Source organism: Croceivirga thetidis, assembly GCF_012272815.1.
Classification (GTDB): Bacteria; Bacteroidota; Bacteroidia; order Flavobacteriales; family Flavobacteriaceae; genus Croceivirga; species Croceivirga thetidis.
This window is the reverse complement of sequence record NZ_JAAWWL010000003.1, coordinates 208,577-231,081: the sequence shown is the minus strand read 5'-3', so window position 1 is coordinate 231,081 and position 22,505 is coordinate 208,577. Positions and strand designations below refer to the sequence as shown.

Below are 22,505 nucleotides of genomic sequence, written 5' to 3'. Positions count from 1 at the left end.
AATCTAAAATCCTCATTGATTCTACGCTGTCGTATTCCAATATGTCAATATGAACTTTTTTATTCTTCCAAAAGACAAAAAAAGCAGGCTTCAAAACCCGTTTTTCCCCTCTTTCAACACCTCACCTCATCAGCAAAGCGGGTGCAAATATATAACGGTTTATTTCTTCCAACAAAAAACTTTCGAAAAAAAATCAAATAAAGTTTTAAATACCTGTCTATCAGCTCTTAAGCAGATAAAATTCAAACTGCAACTTTCATAACTAACTATACCTTATTTCATTAGTGCAACACACTAATTTTTTACCTATTAAGTTTTTGTTCCATTTGCCGCAACTGCCTAAGATGTTATCTTTGCCCATTATTTAAAAAGGACGTTCAATGATTGACATTACCCTACCTGATGGGGCGGTAAAGAAAATGGCCACTGGGAGCACACCATTTGATGTTGCAAAATCAATTAGTGAAGGCTTCGCGAGAAATGTAATCTCAGCACAATTTAATTCTAAAACAGTTGAAACTTCAACTCCCTTATCAGAAGATGGCGACCTAACCTTATATACATGGAACAATTCAGAAGGAAAGAAAGCCTTTTGGCATTCCTCTTCACATGTTGTGGCCCAAGCATTGGAAGAACTTTATCCCGGCATAAAACTCACCATTGGTCCAGCAATTGAAAACGGCTTCTATTACGATGTTGATTTTGGCGAACACCATGTTTCTGAAAAAGACTTTCAGGCAATCGAAAAAAAGGCATTAGAGATTGCCCGTGGTAAGCATGATTTTAAAATGCGGGAAGTTTCTAAATCTGATGCTTTAAAATTTTATAAAGACAAAAGCAACGAATATAAGGTCGAACTTATTGAGAATTTAGAAGATGGTGACATAACGTTTTGTGACCATAGTTCTTTTACGGATTTATGTCGAGGAGGACACATCCCCAACACAGGTATCATCAAAGCCGTTAAAATATTAAATGTGGCTGGTGCCTATTGGCGAGGCGATGAGAACAACCCTCAATTGACCCGTGTTTATGGTATATCATTTCCTAAACAAAAAGAACTTACGGAATACCTTGAATTATTAGAAGAGGCCAAAAAAAGAGACCATAGAAAACTCGGCAAGGAACTCGAACTATTTACCTTTTCTCAAAAAGTCGGACAAGGATTGCCCCTATGGTTACCTAAAGGGGCCGCTTTAAGAGAGCGTTTGGAAAACTTTCTAAAGAAAGCCCAGAAAAAAGCTGGGTATGAAATGGTGGTTACACCACATATCGGACAGAAAGATTTATACGTTACTTCGGGTCATTACGCCAAGTATGGCGAAGACAGTTTTCAACCAATAAACACTCCTAAAGACGATGAGGAATTTTTATTGAAACCCATGAACTGTCCGCATCATTGCGAAATTTACAAGAATAGCCCATGGAGCTATAAAGATTTGCCAAAACGTTATGCTGAATTTGGAACAGTTTATAGATATGAGCAAAGTGGCGAATTACATGGTTTGACAAGAGTTCGAGGTTTTACCCAAGATGATGCTCATATTTTTTGTACAAATGAACAGCTCAATGAAGAATTCAAAAACGTTATTGATTTAACATTGTATGTTCTTGGCTCGCTAGGTTTCGAAAATTTCAGGGCCCAAGTATCGGTTAGGGATTTAGACAAACCTGAAAAATATATCGGTGATGTTGCTAATTGGGAAAAAGCAGAACACGCGATTATAGAAGCGGCAAAAGAAAAAGGTCTGGATTTTGTTGTTGAAACAGGAGAAGCAGCATTTTACGGTCCTAAGTTAGATTTCATGATAAAAGACGCTCTAGGAAGAAACTGGCAATTGGGAACTATCCAAGTTGATTACAATCTTCCTGAACGTTTTGACCTAACTTATAAGGGCAGTGACAATGAGTTACACCGACCAGTAATGATACACCGAGCACCTTTCGGAAGCTTGGAACGGTTCGTTGCTTTATTACTGGAACATACCGGCGGTAATTTTCCGTTATGGTTAATTCCCATCCAGGCCACCATACTTCCAGTCAGTGAGAAGTTTGAAAAATATGCTGAAAAAGTTTTGAATTCGCTTGAAAATCACGAAATTCGCGCGCTCATTGATAATAGGAACGAGACTGTAGGGAAAAAAATAAGGGAAACCGAATTAAAAAAAGTGCCCTTTATGATTATAGTTGGTGAGAAGGAGGAGCAGAACAATACCATTTCGGTCAGGAGACATGGTGGTGAAGATTTAGGCGACATCAGCTTAGAAGATTTCACCAACTTGATTTCAAAAGAAATAAGTAGTACCTTAAAATCGTTCTGAAAAAAAGTTTAACAAAAATAGTACGCCATAGCAATTAGAAGAAGATCTAGGCCACAGCCAAGGAGGGAAAATAAAAACCCCCATAAAATCAATGAAAAAATAGAAGCCCCTGAAGTTCGTTTGGTGGGTGATAATGTTGAAGTAGGTGTTTATCCCGTTAGGAAAGCACTGTCCATTGCAAAGGAAATGGAATTGGATTTGGTAGAAATAAGTCCAAAGGCAAGTCCACCAGTTTGCAAGATAATAGATTACAAAAAGTTCTTATACGAACAGAAAAAGCGTGAAAAGGCCCTTAAGGCGAAAGCAACTAAGGTCATTGTAAAAGAAATTCGATTTGGTCCACAAACAGACGACCATGATTACGAATTCAAAAAAAGACACGCCGAAAAGTTTTTGAAAGACAACGCAAAATTGAAGGCATATGTCTTTTTTAAAGGACGTTCTATTGTTTATAAGGACCAAGGAGAAATTTTGTTGCTACGTTTGGCACAAGATTTAGAAGAATTTGGCAAAGTTGAACAAATGCCAAAACTTGAGGGTAAACGAATGACGATGATGATTGCCCCCAAAACTGCAAAAAAGTAAGCGGAGTTATTAGGATATAAAAGAGAGGAAATGCCTAAAATGAAAACAAAGTCCAGTGCCAAAAAGCGATTTAAGCTGACGGGTTCTGGCAAAATCAAAAGGAAGCACGCTTTTAAGAGTCACATCTTAACAAAGAAATCAAAAAAGCGTAAACTTCGATTGACGCACTCAACACTTGTTCATGAGTCTGACGTCAACAGTATTAAAGAGCAACTACGACTAAAATAGTCAGTTGTTTCGGTTTATTAATGTTTAACCATGGAGTCAGGCTTATCAAGTGTCATAATTGACCGCCTGCTACAAAAAAAGAATTAAAAAATGCCAAGATCAGTAAATTCAGTCGCTTCAAGAGCCAGAAGAAAAAAGGTAATGAAGCAAGCCAAAGGTTACTTCGGCAGACGTAAAAACGTCTGGACAGTAGCCAAAAACGCGGTTGAAAAAGCAATGCAATATGCTTACCGCGACAGAAGAAACAAAAAGAGAACGTTCAGAGCACTTTGGATAACACGTATTAATGCAGGTGCCAGAATGCATGGAATGTCATATTCCCAATTTATGGGGAAGGTAAAAGCCAATAACATTGACCTAAACCGAAAGGTTTTGGCTGATTTGGCAATGAACCACCCTGATGCGTTCAAAGCAATTGTTGAAAAAGTTAAATAAGAGCTAACATAAACTTTAACCCCGCTTACGAATCCCGCCAAATGGCGGGATTTTTATTTACCAAATGCAGATAGAACCAATCTTCTTCTAGAAGCGTGATTTCGATGTTCGCAAAGATAAATGCCCTGCCAAACGCCTAGATTCAATTCACCTCTACTTATAGGTATTTGAACTGAAGTACCCATCAATGATGATTTAATATGCGCAGGCATATCATCAGGACCTTCATACGTATGCACATAATACGATGCATTTTCAGGTACCATTTTATTCATGTGGCTTTCAAAATCAACCCTCACTGTTGGATCGGCATTTTCATTAATCGTTAAACTAGCCGAAGTATGTTTGATAAATACTTGAAGTATTCCCATCTCTATTTGTGACAACTCTGGCAAGGCTGTCAATACTTCTTGGGTTATCAAATGAAAACCTCTTGAGTAAGACTTCAAGGTAATTTCTTTTTGAAAAAACTTCATGGGCGAAAGTTAATAAGATTCCCGTCTTTGCAGTAATGTCAATAAAAATGAATTAATAAAGACTTTACACGATTATTTTTTAGTAGAGTAACTTTGTAGCTTAATTTTTGCCAATGGATTTATCTCAAATAAAAATGGTTGTTTCAGATATGGATGGAACACTATTAAATTCCAATCATGAAGTTAGTGACCGTTTTTTTGAACTATTCGAAAAATTAAAAGCCAGAAACATCCAATTTGTTGCTGCTAGTGGAAGACAATATCATAGTATGTTGTCCAAACTAGATCACATTAAAAACGATATAATTTTTATTGCGGAAAATGGCGCGCTCATCAAGCAGAAAGAAGATGAGTTATCCACTACTCCATTGGACCAGAATTTGAGAGCTGAGATATTGGATTCGATACAACAAATCGAAAATGTTGATGCAATGCTCTGCGGAAAATATGTTACTTATTTCGACAGAAATTCTGAACAACTTTTAAACTTGGTCAAAGAATATTATTCCAATTATGAGGTGGTTGACAATTTTTATGATGTTACTGATGAAATTGTAAAGGTTGCCGCATTTCATCCTAAAAGTGCAGAAGAATACATCCATCCCAGACTAGAACACCTAGAGGATCGTCTTAAAGTTAAGGTCTCAGGTAAATATTGGGTTGACCTCAACCACATCGATGCCCACAAAGGCAATGCGCTAAAAATGGTACTTGACAAATTTGGTTTACGACCCAATGAAGTTGTTGCTTTCGGTGATTATAACAACGATTTGGAAATGCTCGAATTGGTGGACTATAGTTTTGCGATGGCCAATGCGCATCCGAATGTAAAAGAGGTTGCCAAATATGAAACAGCGAGCCATAATGATTTTGGCGTCGAGCGGATTTTGGAAAAAATACTGGCATAAAAAAAGGTGGTCCTTCAAAGAACCACCTTAGATTTAAATTATGCGATTATTAGTTTAGATCGAATCGATCTAAGTTCATAACCTTATTCCAAGCTGCGACGAAATCCTTAACAAATTTACCTTTGGCATCGTGGCAACCATATACTTCTGCGATTGCACGAAGTTCTGTATTTGAACCAAAGATCAAGTCTGCTCGGGTTCCAGTCCATTTTACTTGTCCTGTTTTCCTGTCCTTACCTTCAAAAACTTCCTCATCAGCGTCTATTGCACTCCATTCTGTTGTTAAATCTAAAAGGTTAACGAAGAAATCGTTGCTCAATGTTCCTGGTTTATCGGTAAATACACCGTGTTTAGAACCATCAAAGTTAGCATCCAATGCTCGCATACCTCCTAACAAAACAGTCATCTCAGGAGCAGTCAACGTCATCAATTGCGCTTTATCAACCAATAATTCCTCTGTTTTCGCGGTAAATTTTCCTTTCAAGTAATTACGGAAGCCATCAGCAACTGGTTCCAACACTTCAAAAGATTCAGCATCTGTCATTTCAGCAGTGGCATCGGTACGCCCTGGTGAGAAAGGTACAGAAACGTTCTGTCCAGCATCAGCAGCTGCTTTTTCAACAGCAGCACATCCTCCCAAAACGATTAAGTCAGCAATTGAAACTTGTTTGTTTCCTGATTGATTGCTATTGAATTCATCTTGTATTCTCGTTAAAGTATCCAATGCCCTAGCTAGCTGAGAAGGATTATTAACTTCCCATGAATTCTGAGGTACTAAACGAACTCTTGCCCCGTTTGCACCACCGCGGTTATCAGAACCTCTAAATGTTGAGGCAGATGCCCAAGCAGTAGCAACCAATTCTTGTACAGATAAACCTGAAGCCAAGATGTTCTTCTTCAATTCAGAAATATCAGTATCGTTAACCAATTCATGGTCAACAGCTGGCACTGGGTCTTGCCATATCAAATCTTCTTGAGGCACCTCAGCTCCAAGATATCTTGATTTTGGCCCCATATCACGATGCATTAGCTTGAACCATGCTTTAGAATAGGCCTCAGCAAATTCTTTAGGGTTTTCTAAAAAGTGTCTTGAGACTTTGTCATAATCAGGATCCATTCGTAGCGACAAATCCGTTGTCAACATGAAAGGCGCATGCTTCAGGGAAGCATCATGTGCATCAGGAATAGTTCCTGCTCCTTCACCGTTTGTAGGTCTCCACTGCCAAGCACCTCCTGGGCCTTTGTGTACTTCCCATTCGTATTTGTAAAGATTTTCCAAATACTTATGGCTCCATTGGGTAGGACTATCGGTCCAAGCACCTTCTATACCACTCGTAATAGTATCTTTTCCTGCGCCGGATCCTAAATTATTTTTCCACCCCATACTTTGCATCTCAATTGAAGCACCAGCAGGTTCAGCTTCGAGATGGTGAGCATCAACACCAGCACCGTGGGTTTTGCCGAAGGTGTGGCCACCGGCAATCAACGCAACCGTTTCGTAATCATTCATGGCCATACGACCAAATGTCTCGCGGATGTCTTTGGCAGCTGCTACTGGATCAGGGTTAGCGTTCGGACCTTCTGGGTTTACATAAATTAATCCCATGTGAGCAGCTCCAACAGTGCGCTCTAACTCTCCACCTTCATAGCGTTCTTTATTTCCTAACCACTCTTTTTCAACACCCCAATAGATATCTTCTTCAGGTTGATAAATATCTTCTCGACCACCAGCAAAACCATACATTGGAAGCCCCATACTTTCATGGGCAACGTTTCCTGTGAGAATCAAAAGATCTGCCCAAGATATTTTTCTACCATACTTCTGCTTTATTGGCCATAGTAATAGCCTAGCCTTATCCAAATTTGCATTATCAGGCCAGCTATTCAATGGTGCAAAGCGCTGTGCTCCTGTTCCACCGCCTCCTCGACCATCAGAAATTCTATAAGTTCCAGCAGCATGCCAAGCCATGCGAATAAAGAATGGTCCGTAATGACCGTAATCGGCAGGCCACCAATCTTGGCTATTGGTCATTAACTCTGTGAGGTCTTTTTTGACTGCTGCCAAATCCAATGATTTGAATTCCTCTGCATAATCGAAATCCTCATCCATTGGATCAGCAAGATTTGAATGCTGACGTAAAATGTTTAGGTTAAGTGCGTTGGGCCACCAATCCTTATTAGATGTTCCCCCTCCAGCTGCTTGTTTTAATTCGCCGTTTAAAAACGGGCACATGCTGGCATCGCCATTTTTGTGATTGTCCATATCGTTTACTAGGTATTTAAGTGTTCTTGTGTAAAACTACCAACATTTAGCTTTCTAAATTATATCCAATAATTCTTTTGACCTATCTGATGATTGTTTTCGTCTATAAGAATTAAAAAATAAATCAACTTTAGCTATTATTAATTTTAATTAATTCATTATCAATTAATTAAAATTTTATTTCAAAGACAAATAATAGTAATAAAGTATATGGTCTTGTATTTAGTTGGATTATTATTTGAAGTCTTTGATTCTTTTAAACTGTTAGAACCAACTTAAAATCCATATTAAGTCTTCTGCTTCTTTTTTCTTGCCGCTGGAAATAAGACGTTGTTTAATATCAAACGATAGCCAGGAGATGTAGGATGCAATTCCAGCTCGGTTTTTGGATCACCTACCCGATGTTGATAATCTTCAGGGTCATGGCCACCATAGAAAGTAAAAAAGCCCTTGCCTTTAATTCCATGAATGTATCTAGCCTCACCATTTAATTTGCACTCTCCGAGCACCATAACCGTTGGTTTGACTTCAGCACGTTCAAATGCAGTAGTTTGACCCATAAAACCTTTAACCAAGGTCGTATGGTTCTGGGTCAACATGGTTGGTACCGGGTCCCATTTGGCAGAAAACTCCATCAACGAAAAATAATCCGATTCTCTTGGAACATTCCTTCGCTTACCGGTCATATCGATTGAACTGAATTCATATTTCAATGGATTGCGCTCCAACCTAAAATTCTTGAAAGCAAAAGTTCTTGAATAGTCCAATTTGGATTGATAGTTAGCTTCGGAGGCATCACCATCAAACATAGGTTCACATATATCAACACCATCAGCTGCTAAAGCAATATCAAAGCTGTCAGTAGCGGAACACATCGCGAACATAAATCCACCACCGATTACATATCTACGGATTTTTTCAACTACCGCTGCTTTTTGTTCTGAAACTTTGGAGTAGCCTAATTTAGAAGCTCTTTCCTCTGCCAATCGTTTTCCCTCGATATACCATGGTGCTGCCCGATATGCCCCATAAAACTTTCCATATTGGCCAGTAAAATCTTCATGATGCAAGTGCAACCAATCATAGAGAGCTAGCTTATCATCAAGTACTTCCTCGTCATAAATAGTAACATATGGAATTTCAGCGTAGGTCAGAACCATAGTAACCGCATCATCCCATGGTTGGTTATCTTTTGGTGAGTAAACTGCAATTTTGGGTGCTTTCTCTAAGATAACCGCATCCTGATTTTGGGATGGACTGCTGATTTCGTCCAATATTTGATTTGCTTCAGAATCTGAAAGTACTTCGAAAGAAACGCCACGTATTTGGCATTCTTTACGAATAGGGTCGCCATCTGGCAACAAAAAAGAACCACCGCGGTAGTTCAGTAACCATTGCACCTTTTGTTGTTTGGTTAAAACCCAATAGGTAATACCGTAAGCCTTTAAGTGGTTGTCTTGGCTCTCAGCATCCATTGGAATCAGAATTACCGAGGCGTTAAGAGCACACCACGAAACAAGAAAAAATAAACAAGATATAAGATACTTAGAACGGGATATCGTCGTCAGGGTCTGCTGGCGTGTTAATAGAACTACCGAAGGCTTGGTCAGCACTTGGCAAATCTTTTGTAACGAACGGGTTTTCATCATCGGCATTCATCTTCGATTGAAATTCAAAAGGAGAATCAAATTCCTCTAAATTATCGAATTTACCCAAGGCACCGATGAACTTTAACCTTATATTTTCTAAACCTCCGTTACGATGTTTGGCCACAATAAATTCTGCTTGACCTTGCGTAGGTGTGCGCTCCTCATCATCCCATTCATCAATCTTGTAGTATTCCGGACGATAAATAAAGGAAACAATATCAGCGTCTTGCTCAATCGCTCCTGACTCCCTGAGGTCAGAAAGTATTGGGCGTTTACTACCCCCTCTGGTCTCTACTGCCCTAGATAACTGTGAAAGAGCAATAACTGGAACATTCAATTCTTTAGCTAAGGCTTTTAAGTTTCTGGATATTGTCGAAATCTCTTGCTCTCTGTTACCTCCTTTTTGACTTCCCCCAGCGGTCATCAATTGTAAATAGTCAATTACGATCAACTTTATTTTATGTTGGGAAGCCAATCTTCTGGCTTTTGCCCGCAAGTCGAAAATTGATAAGGAAGGCGTGTCATCAATAAATAATGGGGCTTTTTCAAGTGATTTCACCTTTACGTTAAGTTGCTCCCATTCATGTTTTTCCAATCTACCTGTTCTCAGTTTTTCGGACGAAAGACCGGTCTCAGATGATATCAGTCGAGTGATCAATTGAACAGAAGACATTTCCAAAGAGAAAAAAGCAACAGGAATATCGGCATTGACGGCAATATTCCTTGCCATTGACAAGGTCAAAGCGGTTTTACCCATACCAGGGCGAGCTGCAACAATAATTAAATCACTGGGCTGCCAACCAGAAGTAAGTTTATCCAACTTGTCAAAACCAGAAGGTATCCCACTCAAACCTTCTTTATTGGCAATCTCTTCAATCTTCTTTTTAGCCTGAATAACCAAATTCTGAGCGGTCTCAGCAGAACGTTTCAGATTTCCTTGTGTTACTTCGTATAATTTGGCTTCTGCACCATCAAGTAAATCAAAAACATCTGTTGAATCACTGTAGGCATCTTCAATTATCTCGTTCGAAATTTTAATCAAACTTCGTTGGATGTATTTCTGAAGGATTATCCGCGCATGAAACTCGATATGCGCCGAGGAAGCTACTTTTTGGGTTAGTTTAATTAAATAAAAATCACCGCCAACCGCTTCAAGCTGACCATCTTTCTTTAGTTGCGCAGAAACGGTTAATAAGTCTACAGGTTCAGAAGATTCAAACAATTTAAAGATTGCTTCATATATAAATTTGTGTGAATCTTTATAGAAAACATCAGCGTGCAATATATCAATAACCTCATCAACCCCTTTTTTATCAATCATCATGGCTCCAAGCACAACTTCCTCTAAATCAACTGCTTGAGGTGGTACTTTTCCCTTTTCGAGATGAATAAGTGTTGATTTGTCGATGCGCCGTCCGACAAATTTTTGCGTGTCCTCCATATCGACGAAAGTATGTAATTAACTTTCAGTTAACCTTAAATTTTCATTGTCATTGTCAACCGCTAATGAACAAAATTAATGTTGATAAGTCAGTATTTGGTGTTAATAACCCTGATTTAAAGTTAAATCTAAATATGTTAAAAGAATTATAAACGGAAAATCAAGGGCTAACCATTGTATACCCCCATGTCAGAATATTTATCCATTCTAGTTTTCACCAATTCTTTTGGTGATAACTTTTTTAACTCTTCAAAATGTGCGGAAATTTTATTTTTTACAGTTGTAAATGTTTTCTCACGGTCTATGTGCGCTCCGCCTAAAGGCTCTCTAACAATCTCATCAATCAACTTTAATTTTTTCATGTCAGAAGCTGTCAATTTCAAAGCCTCAGCAGCTTGTTCTTTATATTCCCAGCTACGCCATAAAATGGAAGAACAGGACTCCGGTGAAATAACGGAATACCAAGTATTCTCCAACATAAGCACCTTATCGCCTACTCCAATTCCTAAAGCTCCACCTGAAGCTCCCTCACCAATTATCACACAAATTATAGGCACTTTCAGCCTTGACATTTCCAATATGTTCCTGGCAATTGCCTCTCCTTGACCACGTTCCTCAGCTTCAATACCGGGGTAAGCTCCTGGAGTATCGATAAAACAAACAACGGGAATATTGAATTTCTCTGCTGATTTCATGAGACGTAGCGCCTTACGATACCCTTCAGGATTGGCCATACCAAAGTTTCGATACTGTCGGGTTTTCGTATTGTATCCCTTTTGCTGGCCAACAAACATGTAGCTCTGATCGCCGATTTTTCCTAAACCACCTACCATGGCCTTGTCATCCTTAACCGTGCGATCACCATGTAATTCTAAGAAGGTATCACCACAAATCGCGGTAATATAATCCATGGTATAAGGTCGGTTAGGGTGACGTGATAATTGTACACGTTGCCAAGGGGTGAGATTCTTATAAATATCTTTCTTAGTTTCAGCTAACTTTTTCTCAATCTGCTGACAGGTTTCTGTGACATCAACATTGCTCTCCTCGCCAATAATCTTGCATTTGTCCAGTTGTTCTTCCAATTCTTTTATCGGAAGTTCAAAGTCTAAATATTCCATTTTTTTAGTTGTTCTCAGTAGTTGGTTTAACAGGCAAATATACGATTTATCCCGGTTGAAAATCTACTTGCAAGAAGCAGTTTAACATTAGCGTTTTGCCTTTTGTAGAAGGAATATAGCAAGGACCCCGAACAGAAGATTGGGAATGATTACCGCCAACAGGGGCGAGAACCCAGACTGTTCTGCCAATGTCCCGAAAATACGGTCAAAAAAGATATAAATAAACGCCACACCAATTCCGAAAGCTAAATTAACCCCCATTCCCCCACGGCGTTTCACAGAGGAAACTGCTACTGCAATTATGGTTAATATAAAAGCGGCAATCGGTAATGCCCATCTTTTATATTTTACCAAAACATAGGTATTGATATTTGCGGCTCCTTTTCGCCTTTGACTGTCAATGAATTCATTTAGTTCGAATAAATTTTTGGTGTCAGCTACATAAGAGACTGGCGCGAGGTCATCAATTTCGAACGCGAACAAGGTATCAAGTCGTCTCTTTTTTTGCACATATTCAGTTTCATCCTTTACAGTGCGTTTGGTATAGTTCGTCAAGCTGTATATACTGTCTTTTTCAATCCATCTAATATTGGAGGCGGTTATCTTGTAAGACAACTGTTTTTTATCATCAAAATGCTCATATGTGAAATTATATCCGCGCTGGCGCTCTGGGTCAAAACTACTTACATACAAGTAATCGCTTTCATTCAACTGGTTGAAAATATTGGTGGTTTGCCTATCTGAGCGTCCTTTTTTGAAATACTTGTATTCAAATTCATTGAATCCTATACTTGCGTGAGGTACAATGAACATTCCCATCATAAAAATCAGGATTGCTACAATTGTTGCACCTATCATATATGGTCGCAGGAACCGCCAATAAGATACACCTGAACTCAAAATGGCCACAATCTCAGTATTACTTGCCATTCTTGAAGTGAAGTAAATAATGGATATGAATAGCATTATAGGCAACAATAAATTACCAATTACCAAACTGAAGTTCCCATAGAAAACAATAACCTCGGCCAAGGGAGCCTCGTTGTCAATAATCTTACCTATTTTCTCCGCAAGGCTAACCATTATGCCAATAGGGATAAAAAGTAAGAGAATACCTGAAAAACTTAACAAGTAACGTTTGAGTATGTATTTATCAATTACGCCCAACATTACAAACGTTTATTCATTTGATTGACCATTTTGTTTTTCCAATCCGAAAAATCACCCGATAAAATACGTTCTCGCGCTGTTCTCACCAACCACAAATAAAATCCTAAGTTGTGTATGGTTGCTATTTGTTTGCCAAGATATTCATTGGCTGCAAAAAGGTGCCTTAAATATGCTTTTGAATAATCAGAGTCAACAAAGGTCATACCTGAGGGGTCCAATGGAGAGAAATCATTCTCCCATTTTTTGTTTTTAATATTTATGGTCCCTTCCGAAGTAAATAACATTCCATTTCGGGCATTACGGGTGGGCATTACACAATCGAACATATCTACACCTAACGCTATATTCTCCAGAATATTTATTGGCGTTCCAACACCCATTAGGTATCTCGGTTTATCTTGTGGTAAAATATCGCAAACCACCTCTGCCATGGCATACATCTCTTCCGCCGGTTCGCCTACCGAAAGACCGCCAATAGCATTTCCATCGGCATTGACCCCTGCAATATATTCTGCCGATTGTTTTCTTAAATCAGTGTAGGTTGAACCCTGTACAATTGGAAAAAACGTCTGGGCATAATCGTACTTAAAGGGTACCTTTTTCAAATGTTCAATACATCGCTCCAACCATCTGTGGGTCATATGCATTGAATTTTTTGCATACCCATATTCGCAAGGGTAAGGGGTACATTCGTCAAAGGCCATTATAATGTCCGCCCCGATAGAGCGTTGAATCTCCATTACATTTTCAGGAGTAAAGAAATGTTTTGAACCGTCAATGTGCGATTTAAAATGTACGCCTTCTTCCTTTATCTTTCTATTGTTGGAAAGGGAATAGACCTGATACCCTCCACTATCGGTCAAGATATTGCCTTCCCAACCCATAAACTTGTGAAGTCCCCCTGCCTGTTCAAGAATCTCTATTCCCGGCCGAAGGTATAAATGGTAGGTATTCCCTAAAATAATGTCAGGTTTAATGTCTTCGCGTAACTCGCGTTGGTGCACACTTTTTACGGTACCTACTGTACCAACGGGCATAAAAATAGGAGTCTCAATACTGCCATGGTCAAGGGTCAGTGTTCCTGCCCGAGCTTTTGAACCAACATCCGTTTTTAGAAGGGTAAAATCCAACGTGTAAAATTGAGCCGCAAATATAGCGAACCGCAACATGCCAATACCCTAACAAAAAAATAAAGTTTATACCCGAAAAGGCTTTCGGAATTAAATAGAAATCGGCTTGTTTGCTGATGAGATTGCCTTTACATTTGGAAATCTTTAAAACAATACAAATGGCAGACATTGCTGAACTTGAAAAACTGGTAGTGCAGGTAAGAAGGGATATCCTTCGTATGGTTCATAAGGTAAATTCAGGGCATCCTGGAGGGTCTTTAGGTTGCACGGAATTCTTCGTGACCCTTTATAATGAGATTATGGAACTAAAGGATGGATTTGATATGGACGGAATTGGAGAAGATATTTTCTTTTTATCAAACGGACATATCTCTCCCGTTTTTTACAGTGTTCTGTCTAGAAGAGGATATTTCCCAGTAGAAGAGTTAAATACATTTCGTCTAATTGATTCCAGACTACAAGGTCACCCAACCACACATGAAGGATTACCAGGAGTTCGAGTGGCTTCAGGATCCCTTGGTCAAGGAATGTCAGTGGCCATTGGTGCAGCTCAAGCCAAGAAGCTGAACAATGACAATCACTTGGTTTTCAGTCTTCATGGTGATGGCGAATTGCAAGAGGGGCAGAATTGGGAAGCCATTATGTATGCAGCCGGTCATAAAGTTGATAACCTCATAGCAACTATTGACAGAAATGGCCAACAAATTGATGGGCCAACAGAAGAAGTGATGCCCCTTGGTGATGTTTCTGAAAAATTTAGGGTTTTCGGTTGGGATGTTTTGGAAATAGAAGACGGCAACGACCTTCAACAAGTAATCGATGGTCTAAATGAAGCCAAAAGAAGAACTGGTAAAGGAAAACCAGTGTGCATTGTCATGACCACAATGATGGGCAATGGGGTTGATTTCATGATGCATACACATGCATGGCATGGTAAAGCCCCAAATGACGAGCAATTGGAAACTGCATTGGCTCAGAATCCAGAAACATTAGGTGACTATTAAAAGAAAATCATGACAAAATATACCGATCAAGGAAAACAGGATACAAGAAGTGGCTATGGTGCCGGAATGACTGAATTAGGTAGAACCAATCCAAACGTAGTTGCACTGTGTGCTGATTTAGTGGGGTCGCTGAAGATTCAAACTTTTATCGATGAAAACCCAGACCGCTTCTTTCAAGTTGGAATTGCCGAAGCAAATATGATGGGAATTGCTGCAGGAATGACCATCGGTGGTAAAATTCCATTTGCAAGTACTTTCGCGAATTTTGCTACTGGTAGGGTTTACGATCAAATTAGACAATCGATTGCGTATTCAGATAAAAACGTAAAAATATGCGCTTCGCATGCTGGGGTTACCCTTGGCGAAGATGGTGCAACTCACCAAATATTGGAAGACATCGGTTTAATGAAGATGTTACCTGGCATGACTGTAATCAACCCTTGTGATTTTAATCAGACCAAAGCTGCTACCTTGGCAAGTGCAAAGCACCATGGACCTGTTTATTTGCGGTTTGGAAGGCCAAAAGTCGCCAATTTTACTCCTGTAGATCAAAAGTTTGAAATTGGTAAAGCAGTATTACTGAGCGAAGGCGCAGATGTGTCGATAATAGCTACCGGACATTTGGTCTGGCAATCACTTATTGCTGCTGAAAATTTGAAAAACCAAGGTATCTCTTGCGAAGTAATAAATATCCATACCATAAAACCACTAGATGAAAAGGCAATTTTAGACTCCGCCAAAAAAACAGGCTGCGTTGTTACTGCCGAAGAGCATAATTTTCTAGGTGGTCTTGGTGAAAGTGTTGCGCGGACTTTAGCTGGTCATCACCCAACTCCCCAAGAGTTTGTTGCTACCAAAGACACTTTTGGTGAAAGTGGAACCCCTGATCAATTAATGGACAAATATGGCCTAAACGCAAAAGCAATTGAAGCCGCTGTTCATAGGGTTATCAAAAGGAAATAAAGTTTGGTATCGTCTTTGATACCTATTTTCACCGTAATTACTTTATAAACAAATCACAATCATGAAGAAAACACTTCTAGTTGTTGTGGCGCTTTTTTGTGGTGCCATGGCATTTGCACAAGCTGGTTCTGGCTTCGGTTTTAAGGCTGGCGTAAATTACAATGGAAATGGAGATTATTTTGACGATGCCCAAAGTGCTTTTGAAAACCCAGACAGAAATGCAGGTTTTCATGTCGGTGTCTGGGGTAAGTTGGGTAATCGAATTTACCTAAGGCCTGAATTGGTATATACAAGCACAACTTCTGCTTATGACGAGGGGGACCTGAAAATCAAAAAACTTGATGTTCCAGTACTATTAGGAGCTAAAGTTATTGGCCCTTTACATGCTTTCATTGGCCCTTCTTTTCAATATTTGTTGGATACGGAATTCAGCGGAATCACCTTTGACGATGTTGAAAATGACTTTACTGTAGGCTTAAACCTCGGGGTTGGGGTTAACCTTGGAAAGTTCGGAGTTGATTTACGTTATGAAAGAGGATTCAGTGAAAATGAAATCAACTTCATAAATTCCAATATTACTACCCTTGACGGAGATAGGGTTGATACAAGGCCTGATCAATTAATTTTAAGTCTTTCGCTTAAGATTTAAATTCAGGAATAGTATTTAAAAAAGGCCTCAATGAAAATTCATTGAGGCCTTTTTTTTAGTTGTCATTCGGATCTCGTTGGACATCAGGGTTTAAGTAATCCGGTACCCCACCATTTTCAGAACCAGGATAGGGGAAAATAATATTCCCTTCAGCATCTGAAATTTCTGTTCTTGTAGGTATGCCATCGTCGTCATCATCCGTATCCTGAAAGTCTGCCCTAGCAAAAACGCCAGCACTTAATTCACTCTCGCTATCCGTATTATCGTCAAATAAATAACCATTACCATTCAAATCCTCTAAAATAGAAGGGACACCATCATTATCAGTATCAGTATTCTCAATAATATTTCCTACCTCAACCGTAAATACCAATGGAGAATAACTTGGTATGGCAGTACTAGGCGATGCAAGAAAATAGCCTAGGCCAGAAGGCATTATGATTATTCCAATACCACTATCGTTATAATAAGAAGTTCCATCGCCATTTTGAACCAAACCTTCAGATGTTCCAGAAGTCAGTTCAGCGATGCCATTTGCATAACCTCTTAAGAAGTTGGGCAATTCTTGCCAAACAAAATCTGAAACAGCGTCAAATTTTGTCCTATTTAAAAGATACCCTTCATATTTCAAAAGTGTGGAATCGGCAACCGTAGGACTTATTCCTTCACCTTCGCGAGCAATTATATAGTACAAAGTGTGCGGAATATCGTTCTCTTCTTCAACCAAATTGACCTGGTTTGATGATACATTAACCACTTTGGTCCCAAGGTTTGCATCATTTATCATAGGGTCCTTGCCAGCATTATCACCCGCTATGGTATCAATTACAACTCTTTGACCTCCAAAGACGGGGTCTGTCTGTAACTCATAAAAATGGGTTGCTAAATATTCTTGTATAGCAGCATCATCTTCTATTATCTGGTCTGCCAATAATCTTGGTGGAACGATTTCTAAATTACTGTCGTCATCGTCTCCACAAGAAGCTATTAGAACGACTATAAAGACTGGTAAAATCTTCTTCAACATCAACACTGATTTTTTCAAGGCCGCAAGATACAATTTTAAGTTATTTTTGACTCTTAGCTTAACATTGCCTTGACATGCGAATTGATAAATATCTTTGGGCTACCCGTTATTTTAAAACTAGAAATATAGCTACCAATGCCTGCAAAAAAGGTCAAGTCAAAGTAAATGGACAGGTTGTGAAACCTGCACGGGAGGTTTACGCAACTGATGAGATTTCATTGAGAAAAAATCAAATTGATTACAAAATGGTAGTTCTTGATATTCCAGAAAGTCGAGTTGGTGCCAAATTGGTTGACATTTATCGCAAAGATATTACCCCAAAAGAAGCTTTTGAACATAATGAATTGTTGCAATACAGCAAAGACTATTACAGGAAAAAGGGAACAGGAAGACCGACCAAAAAAGACCGAAGGGATATTGAGGATTATATTGATGAGTCAGAGTAGACAAACACAGGCTTTTCGCTTTTAACTTTTAAACCTTAATTTCGAATACATGGCAGACAAGATACTTTCACACAAAGAAATTGAACATAAAATTCAGCGAATTGCTTATCAAATCTATGAGGCAAACGTTGATGAAGGCGAAATAATCATTGCAGGTATTGAGGGAGGCGGATTGAACTTTGCTAAGAAGATTGCACAAGTTCTTAAAAAGATAACCGAAGCTTCCATTTTGATTTGTAAAGTTGAAATGGACAAAACAAATCCACTTTCGAGTACCATTGAAACCTCAATAAAAATTGAGGATTATATAAATAAATCCGTGGTGCTTGTGGACGACGTTTTGAATTCAGGAACCACTTTAATTTACGGAGTTCATCATTTCTTGAAGACACCTCTAAAGCAGCTAAAAACAGCCGTTCTTGTCAATCGTAACCATAAAAAATATCCAGTTAAAGCAGATTACAAGGGCATTTCACTTTCTACTTCTCTAAATGAACATGTAAAAGTGGATTTAATGGGCAAAGAATACAATGTGTTTTTAGAGTAAACTTTTTATTGCCGTGACTTGTTCTGCAACACTTTTTCCATCCACTTCAAGAATCTTATCGGCCTGATTATAAAAAAAGCCGCGTTCAAAAAGGTGTTTTCCGATGAATTCTGGTAGTTCCTTTATCGGAATTTCTCTTATTAAAGGTCTTTGCCACTGCTCATTTGACAATCGGTTAACCAACTCCGTAATTGAAAGTTTTAAATAAATAGAAATGGTATTGCCATTCTGAAGCTTTTGCATGTTAGATGCATAACAAGGAGTACCGCCTCCAAGGGCCAAAACAATTTCCCTTTTTGAGTTCAAGGTTTCAACTAAAACTTCAGATTCCAATTTTCTAAAATATATTTCACCACGTTCTTCAAAAATTTTAGAAATGGATTTTTGCTCCTTCTTTTCTATTAGGGAATCAAGGTCATGAAACTCGTAATCAAGGGTTTCCGCCAATTGTTTTCCTACCGTAGATTTACCACTGCCCATATACCCTAAAAGCGCTACAATCATTTTCAAAATGGTTTCTGCAAATTTATGGTCAATTGGTCTTGATAAATAAATTATTGATGCTATATTTGCACCCGCTTTGAGGGATTAGTCCCGAGAAATGATAAAATTTTGACCTGATAGCTCAGTTGGTAGAGCATCTCCCTTTTAAGGAGAGGGTCCTGGGTTCGAGCCCCAGTCAGGTCACAAAAGTTAAGTTTCACACTTAACTTTTTTTGTTTTGTGACAAAAGATTTATGCCCACGTGGCGGAATTGGTAGACGCGCTACCTTGAGGGGGTAGTGTTCTTATGGACGTGCTGGTTCGACTCCAGTCGTGGGCACAATTTTCGTCAATTATAGCCTAGCTTTTCTTCATTTATCCGATAACAGAAAAATTTTAACGATACATTTTGTTGGGTGAATAGTTAATAATGTAAATTTGTTTAACTATTTTTCTCAAATAATGAACAACGTAAAGAAGCATTTCAGTATTCGCGATCTGGAAAATCTATCTGGAATTAAAGCTCATACAATTCGAATTTGGGAAAAAAGGTACGGTTTGCTCTCACCAGAACGTACAAGCACTAACATAAGAACCTACAGCCTTAAAAGTCTTCAGAAACTATTGAATGTAACCTTGCTTTACAACAATGGTTATAAAATCTCCAAAATCGCTAAAATACCTGAGTCTGAAATACCGGTTACCGTTAGGGAAATCGTTGCGAAAAACAGTGAAAAGAGCCATGCCATAAATGCCTTTAAGCTTGCTATGGTCAATTTTGACCAAAATCTTTTTATAAGTACGTACAATGGTCTGTTGGCTGAACGTTCTTTTCGCGAAATTTTTAATGAGGTATTCATACCGCTATTGAATGAACTTGGGCTTTTATGGCAAACAGATACCATCAGCCCATCACATGAGCATTTCGTAACCCACCTCATAAAACAGAAGATTTTTACAAATGTTGAAAAACTTCAGACGGTAGACCCCACAAGAACAGATAAGATTTTTGTGCTGTACTTACCTGAAAATGAAATTCATGAACTAGGTCTTCTGTATTTGAATTATGAAATTATTTTGAAAGGTTATAAAACCATATTTCTTGGGCAGTCCATGCCACTAGAAAGTATGATTGACCTTAAAAAATATTATGATAATATTCATTTTGTGTCGTACTTCACGATAACACCTACCAAGGATAACCTCCAGAAATACATCAAGGAATTTATCAAATATCTTGCTCCTGATTCTGGGTCCTCACTTTGGATTCTAGGTCGTATGATTCAGTTTCTGGATGAAGACAAACTTCCGAACAACATAAAGACCTTTAATTCTATAGAAAGACTTATTAGCATTATCTAAATGGCGAAAGTAAGTGTTATAGGTTCTGGGTTTTCATCCCTTTCAGCAGCTTGTTATCTAGCAAAACAAGGGCACGAGACCGAGGTATTCGAAAAAAACGACACCATTGGCGGTAGGGCTAGGCAATTAAACAAGCAGGGGTTTACATTCGACATGGGGCCAAGTTGGTATTGGATGCCTGACATTTTTGAAAAATTCTTTGCTGATTTTGACAAGAGCCCATCTGATTACTACGAGCTAGGAAAATTAGATCCCGCCTACAAAATTTTCTTTAAGGACGAGGTAATAACAATAGGTGATACCCTAGAAAAAATCTGCCAAGAATTTGAACGAATTGAACCAGGAAGTTCAAGGCATTTGAAAAAGTTTATTGCTAAAGCTGGTGACAACTATGATATTGCCATTAATGAAATCGTTTTGCGGCCAGGTTTATCACCAACTGAGTTGGTGACCAAAGACACTGTCTTGCGGGTTGGACAATTTTTCCGAACTATAAGTGGGGAAGTTCGAAGGCGATTTAAAAATCCAATGTTGATTTCAACGCTCGAATTTCCAGTTTTGTTTTTAGGTGCTAAGCCAAGTAAAACCCCTTCTTTCTATAGCTTTATGAATTTCGCCGACTTCGGTCTGGGCACTTGGCATCCTAAGGGTGGTATGTTTGAAGTAGTTAAGGCCATGAAATCCTTAGCTGAAGAACTGGGAGTTGTTTTCCATACTGGCAAGGCGGTGCAAAAAATCAATGTTTCTTCTGGAAAGGTGGATTCCATCGAAGTCGATGGAAAGTCATTTCCCTCAGATATCGTAATTGCAGGAGCGGATTATCATCACGCAGAGTCTCTTTTAGACCAAAATTACCGGCAATATTCCGAAAACTATTGGCAAAAGAAGACCTATGCGCCTAGTTCATTGTTGTTTTATGTTGGGTTTGATAAGAAATTAGCAAACGTTGAGCATCACAATCTTTTCTTTGATACGGATTTTGATAAACACGCTAAGGAAATCTATGATAGGCCCCAATGGCCAGAAGAGCCCTTATTTTATGCGAATTTTCCATCTGTAACTGATAATTCAATGGCTCCAGAAGGAGCTGAAGCTGGTTTTTTCTTAATTCCAATAGCCCCTGGTCTTGAAGATACTGATGCACTACGCAATCAATATTTCGATATTATCCTAGAACGTCTTGAAGAAAGAACCAACCAATCGCTAAAAAATAACATTATATTTAAGGAAAGCTTTTGTGTCAATGACTTTGTAGAAGAATACAACTCTTTCAAAGGTAACGCTTATGGCATGGCGAATACATTATCACAAACCGCGTTTTTACGGCCCAATTTAAAAAGTAGCAAGGTCAATAATCTATATTTCACTGGCCAATTGACCGTGCCTGGTCCTGGGGTACCTCCAGCATTAATATCAGGCAAATTGGTTGCCGATTTAATCAAAAACAAAAAATAGTATGAAACGAATTTTTGATAATGTTTCTTATGCTTGTAGCAAATTGGTTACTGAATCATACAGTACCTCTTTTTCACTTGCTACAAAAATGTTAGGAACTTCCATTCGCGCTGATATTTATAATATTTACGGTTTTGTTCGTTTTGCCGATGAAATTGTCGACACATTTCATGATTATGAGAAAGAGTTGCTTTTTGAAAATTTTGAGAAGGAACTTTATCTATCACTCGAGCAAAAAATCAGCCTCAACCCTATCTTAAATTCATTTCAGTATACCTTTCATAAATACAACATTCCATTGCACCTAGTTGAGGCATTTATGAAGAGTATGCGCATGGATTTAACCAAGAAACAATACGCAACTGACCAAGAGTACAAAGAATATATTTATGGATCCGCCGATGTTGTAGGCTTAATGTGCCTATGTGTATTCGTGAATGGGAATGAAAAAAAATATAACGAACTCAAAGAATCGGCCATGGCATTGGGTTCTGCTTTTCAAAAAGTGAACTTCTTACGAGATTTAAAAGCTGATTACGAATTATTGGAACGTTCTTACTTTCCAAATACCAACTTATTAGAATTGGATGAGGAATCGAAAAAACGCATAGTCTCAGAGATAGAAGCCGACTTTGCCCAAGGCTTTTACGGCATAGAACGACTTCCTGACGAGGCAAAATTCGGGGTTTATACCGCGTTTAAATATTACAAGAAGTTGTTGCAAAAACTTCAGAAAACTCCACCTTTAGAAATAAAAAATACTCGAATACGCGTGCCGAATTATCAAAAATTTGGACTTTTGGCGAAATCATACGTTAACTACAAATTACAATTGGTTTAAA

At 38.6% G+C, this 22,505-nt stretch carries 22 protein-coding genes and 2 tRNA genes; 15 read left to right on the top strand and 9 right to left on the bottom strand.

Annotated features, from left to right (window positions below):
- Positions 1-380 precede the first annotated feature (380 nt).
- From thrS to rplT, 4 genes are all read left to right on the top strand, one after another.
- Positions 381-2,321 (top strand): threonine--tRNA ligase, encoded by a 1,941-nt coding sequence (thrS, locus tag HCU67_RS16375; protein WP_168553738.1) that lies wholly within the window; start codon positions 381-383, stop codon positions 2,319-2,321.
- 27 nt (positions 2,322-2,348) lie between these two features.
- On the top strand, positions 2,349-2,906 hold the full coding sequence (gene infC / locus HCU67_RS16370; RefSeq protein WP_428047679.1) for a translation initiation factor IF-3: 558 nt from the start codon (positions 2,349-2,351) through the stop codon (positions 2,904-2,906).
- Positions 2,907-2,936: 30 nt separating this feature from the next.
- Entirely contained in the window at positions 2,937-3,134 is a 198-nt protein-coding gene (gene rpmI, locus HCU67_RS16365) for a 50S ribosomal protein L35 (RefSeq protein WP_158777374.1), read from the top strand.
- A 90-nt stretch (positions 3,135-3,224) separates the two neighbouring features.
- Positions 3,225-3,569, top strand: a complete 345-nt coding sequence (rplT, locus tag HCU67_RS16360; protein ID WP_168553737.1) for a 50S ribosomal protein L20 — start codon at positions 3,225-3,227, stop codon at positions 3,567-3,569.
- Positions 3,570-3,622: 53 nt separating this feature from the next.
- Here rplT and HCU67_RS16355 read toward each other — a convergent pair whose 3' ends face one another.
- On the bottom strand, positions 3,623-4,045 hold the full coding sequence (locus HCU67_RS16355) for a secondary thiamine-phosphate synthase enzyme YjbQ (protein ID WP_168553736.1): 423 nt from the start codon (positions 4,043-4,045) through the stop codon (positions 3,623-3,625).
- A 113-nt stretch (positions 4,046-4,158) separates the two neighbouring features.
- Between HCU67_RS16355 and HCU67_RS16350 the strand changes: the two genes are divergently transcribed.
- Positions 4,159-4,953: an HAD family hydrolase gene (locus tag HCU67_RS16350; RefSeq protein ID WP_168553735.1), complete on the top strand. Its 795-nt coding sequence runs from the start codon at positions 4,159-4,161 to the stop codon at positions 4,951-4,953.
- Positions 4,954-5,002: 49 nt separating this feature from the next.
- Here the strand turns inward: HCU67_RS16350 and katG are convergent, their stop codons facing one another.
- From katG to tgt, 6 genes are all read right to left on the bottom strand, one after another.
- Positions 5,003-7,216, bottom strand: coding sequence for a catalase/peroxidase HPI (gene katG / locus HCU67_RS16345; RefSeq protein WP_168553734.1), 2,214 nt, complete (start codon positions 7,214-7,216; stop codon positions 5,003-5,005).
- A gap of 287 nt (positions 7,217-7,503) precedes the next feature.
- Positions 7,504-8,871, bottom strand: coding sequence for an asparagine synthetase B (locus HCU67_RS16340; RefSeq protein ID WP_428047670.1), 1,368 nt, complete (start codon positions 8,869-8,871; stop codon positions 7,504-7,506).
- On the bottom strand, positions 8,762-10,306 hold the full coding sequence (dnaB, locus tag HCU67_RS16335; protein WP_168553733.1) for a replicative DNA helicase: 1,545 nt from the start codon (positions 10,304-10,306) through the stop codon (positions 8,762-8,764). Before dnaB ends, HCU67_RS16340 begins: the two co-directional genes overlap by 110 nt.
- 167 nt (positions 10,307-10,473) lie before the next feature.
- On the bottom strand, positions 10,474-11,427 hold the full coding sequence (locus tag HCU67_RS16330; RefSeq protein WP_168553732.1) for an acetyl-CoA carboxylase carboxyltransferase subunit alpha: 954 nt from the start codon (positions 11,425-11,427) through the stop codon (positions 10,474-10,476).
- A gap of 87 nt (positions 11,428-11,514) precedes the next feature.
- A complete protein-coding gene (locus HCU67_RS16325; RefSeq protein WP_168553731.1) occupies positions 11,515-12,597 on the bottom strand; it encodes an LptF/LptG family permease in 1,083 nt (360 codons plus the stop codon).
- Entirely contained in the window at positions 12,597-13,727 is a 1,131-nt protein-coding gene (tgt, locus tag HCU67_RS16320; protein WP_168553730.1) for a tRNA guanosine(34) transglycosylase Tgt, read from the bottom strand. Before tgt ends, HCU67_RS16325 begins: the two co-directional genes overlap by 1 nt.
- A gap of 158 nt (positions 13,728-13,885) precedes the next feature.
- Here tgt and HCU67_RS16315 point away from each other — a divergent pair, with 158 nt between their 5' ends.
- From HCU67_RS16315 to HCU67_RS16305, 3 genes are all read left to right on the top strand, one after another.
- Complete coding sequence (locus tag HCU67_RS16315) at positions 13,886-14,731, top strand: transketolase (RefSeq protein ID WP_168553729.1); 846 nt, start codon at positions 13,886-13,888, stop codon at positions 14,729-14,731.
- 9 nt (positions 14,732-14,740) lie between these two features.
- Positions 14,741-15,694: a transketolase family protein gene (locus tag HCU67_RS16310; RefSeq protein ID WP_168553728.1), complete on the top strand. Its 954-nt coding sequence runs from the start codon at positions 14,741-14,743 to the stop codon at positions 15,692-15,694.
- 61 nt (positions 15,695-15,755) lie between these two features.
- A complete protein-coding gene (locus HCU67_RS16305; RefSeq protein ID WP_168553727.1) occupies positions 15,756-16,343 on the top strand; it encodes a porin family protein in 588 nt (195 codons plus the stop codon).
- A gap of 55 nt (positions 16,344-16,398) precedes the next feature.
- Here the strand turns inward: HCU67_RS16305 and HCU67_RS16300 are convergent, their stop codons facing one another.
- On the bottom strand, positions 16,399-17,370 hold the full coding sequence (locus HCU67_RS16300) for an FKBP-type peptidyl-prolyl cis-trans isomerase (RefSeq protein ID WP_168553726.1): 972 nt from the start codon (positions 17,368-17,370) through the stop codon (positions 16,399-16,401).
- Between the two features lie 74 nt (positions 17,371-17,444).
- Here HCU67_RS16300 and HCU67_RS16295 point away from each other — a divergent pair, with 74 nt between their 5' ends.
- Together HCU67_RS16295 and HCU67_RS16290 are read left to right on the top strand one after the other, a co-directional pair.
- A complete protein-coding gene (locus HCU67_RS16295; protein ID WP_168553725.1) occupies positions 17,445-17,816 on the top strand; it encodes an RNA-binding S4 domain-containing protein in 372 nt (123 codons plus the stop codon).
- Positions 17,817-17,865: 49 nt separating this feature from the next.
- Positions 17,866-18,363 (top strand): phosphoribosyltransferase family protein, encoded by a 498-nt coding sequence (locus HCU67_RS16290; protein WP_168553724.1) that lies wholly within the window; start codon positions 17,866-17,868, stop codon positions 18,361-18,363.
- Here HCU67_RS16290 and HCU67_RS16285 read toward each other — a convergent pair.
- On the bottom strand, positions 18,355-18,867 hold the full coding sequence (locus HCU67_RS16285; RefSeq protein WP_168553723.1) for a shikimate kinase: 513 nt from the start codon (positions 18,865-18,867) through the stop codon (positions 18,355-18,357). The two genes, HCU67_RS16290 and HCU67_RS16285, sit on opposite strands and share 9 nt — an antisense overlap.
- Before the next feature lie 110 nt (positions 18,868-18,977).
- On the opposite strand from HCU67_RS16285, the gene HCU67_RS16280 reads away from it, so the two are divergent.
- The 5 genes from HCU67_RS16280 to HCU67_RS16260 all read left to right on the top strand — a co-directional run bounded on the left by HCU67_RS16280 (position 18,978) and on the right by HCU67_RS16260 (position 22,504).
- A tRNA-Lys gene (locus tag HCU67_RS16280) sits at positions 18,978-19,050 on the top strand.
- Positions 19,051-19,102: 52 nt separating this feature from the next.
- Positions 19,103-19,186 (top strand) — tRNA-Leu (locus HCU67_RS16275).
- Positions 19,187-19,308: 122 nt separating this feature from the next.
- Positions 19,309-20,208 carry a MerR family transcriptional regulator gene (locus tag HCU67_RS16270; RefSeq protein WP_168553722.1) on the top strand — a complete coding sequence of 300 codons (900 nt, stop codon included), beginning with the start codon at positions 19,309-19,311 and terminating at the stop codon, positions 20,206-20,208.
- Positions 20,209-21,663 carry a phytoene desaturase family protein gene (locus HCU67_RS16265; protein WP_168553721.1) on the top strand — a complete coding sequence of 485 codons (1,455 nt, stop codon included), beginning with the start codon at positions 20,209-20,211 and terminating at the stop codon, positions 21,661-21,663.
- Between the two features lies 1 nt (position 21,664).
- The gene (locus HCU67_RS16260) at positions 21,665-22,504 is read left to right on the top strand and encodes a phytoene/squalene synthase family protein (protein ID WP_168553720.1); all 840 of its coding nucleotides are present in this window, start codon (positions 21,665-21,667) and stop codon (positions 22,502-22,504) included.
- Position 22,505: the final 1 nt, after the last annotated feature.

Excerpts from the sequence above, each read along its gene's own strand:
- HCU67_RS16325 (WP_168553731.1), bottom strand. The coding sequence starts at position 12,597 with ATGTTGGGCGTAATTGATAAATACATACTCAAACGTTACTTGTTAAGT.
- HCU67_RS16315 (WP_168553729.1), top strand. The coding sequence starts at position 13,886 with ATGGCAGACATTGCTGAACTTGAAAAACTGGTAGTGCAGGTAAGAAGG.
- HCU67_RS16330 (WP_168553732.1), bottom strand. The coding sequence starts at position 11,427 with ATGGAATATTTAGACTTTGAACTTCCGATAAAAGAATTGGAAGAACAA.
- dnaB (WP_168553733.1), bottom strand. The coding sequence starts at position 10,306 with ATGGAGGACACGCAAAAATTTGTCGGACGGCGCATCGACAAATCAACA.
- HCU67_RS16265 (WP_168553721.1), top strand. The coding sequence starts at position 20,209 with ATGGCGAAAGTAAGTGTTATAGGTTCTGGGTTTTCATCCCTTTCAGCA.
- HCU67_RS16290 (WP_168553724.1), top strand. The coding sequence starts at position 17,866 with ATGGCAGACAAGATACTTTCACACAAAGAAATTGAACATAAAATTCAG.
- katG (WP_168553734.1), bottom strand. The coding sequence starts at position 7,216 with ATGGACAATCACAAAAATGGCGATGCCAGCATGTGCCCGTTTTTAAAC.
- HCU67_RS16285 (WP_168553723.1), bottom strand. The coding sequence starts at position 18,867 with ATGATTGTAGCGCTTTTAGGGTATATGGGCAGTGGTAAATCTACGGTA.
- HCU67_RS16295 (WP_168553725.1), top strand. The coding sequence starts at position 17,445 with ATGCGAATTGATAAATATCTTTGGGCTACCCGTTATTTTAAAACTAGA.
- HCU67_RS16305 (WP_168553727.1), top strand. The coding sequence starts at position 15,756 with ATGAAGAAAACACTTCTAGTTGTTGTGGCGCTTTTTTGTGGTGCCATG.
- HCU67_RS16350 (WP_168553735.1), top strand. The coding sequence starts at position 4,159 with ATGGATTTATCTCAAATAAAAATGGTTGTTTCAGATATGGATGGAACA.
- HCU67_RS16270 (WP_168553722.1), top strand. The coding sequence starts at position 19,309 with ATGAACAACGTAAAGAAGCATTTCAGTATTCGCGATCTGGAAAATCTA.
- HCU67_RS16260 (WP_168553720.1), top strand. The coding sequence starts at position 21,665 with ATGAAACGAATTTTTGATAATGTTTCTTATGCTTGTAGCAAATTGGTT.
- rplT (WP_168553737.1), top strand. The coding sequence starts at position 3,225 with ATGCCAAGATCAGTAAATTCAGTCGCTTCAAGAGCCAGAAGAAAAAAG.
- HCU67_RS16355 (WP_168553736.1), bottom strand. The coding sequence starts at position 4,045 with ATGAAGTTTTTTCAAAAAGAAATTACCTTGAAGTCTTACTCAAGAGGT.
- HCU67_RS16310 (WP_168553728.1), top strand. The coding sequence starts at position 14,741 with ATGACAAAATATACCGATCAAGGAAAACAGGATACAAGAAGTGGCTAT.
- HCU67_RS16300 (WP_168553726.1), bottom strand. The coding sequence starts at position 17,370 with ATGTTGAAGAAGATTTTACCAGTCTTTATAGTCGTTCTAATAGCTTCT.
- rpmI (WP_158777374.1), top strand. The coding sequence starts at position 2,937 with ATGCCTAAAATGAAAACAAAGTCCAGTGCCAAAAAGCGATTTAAGCTG.
- HCU67_RS16340 (WP_428047670.1), bottom strand. The coding sequence starts at position 8,871 with ATGCCGATGATGAAAACCCGTTCGTTACAAAAGATTTGCCAAGTGCTG.
- thrS (WP_168553738.1), top strand. The coding sequence starts at position 381 with ATGATTGACATTACCCTACCTGATGGGGCGGTAAAGAAAATGGCCACT.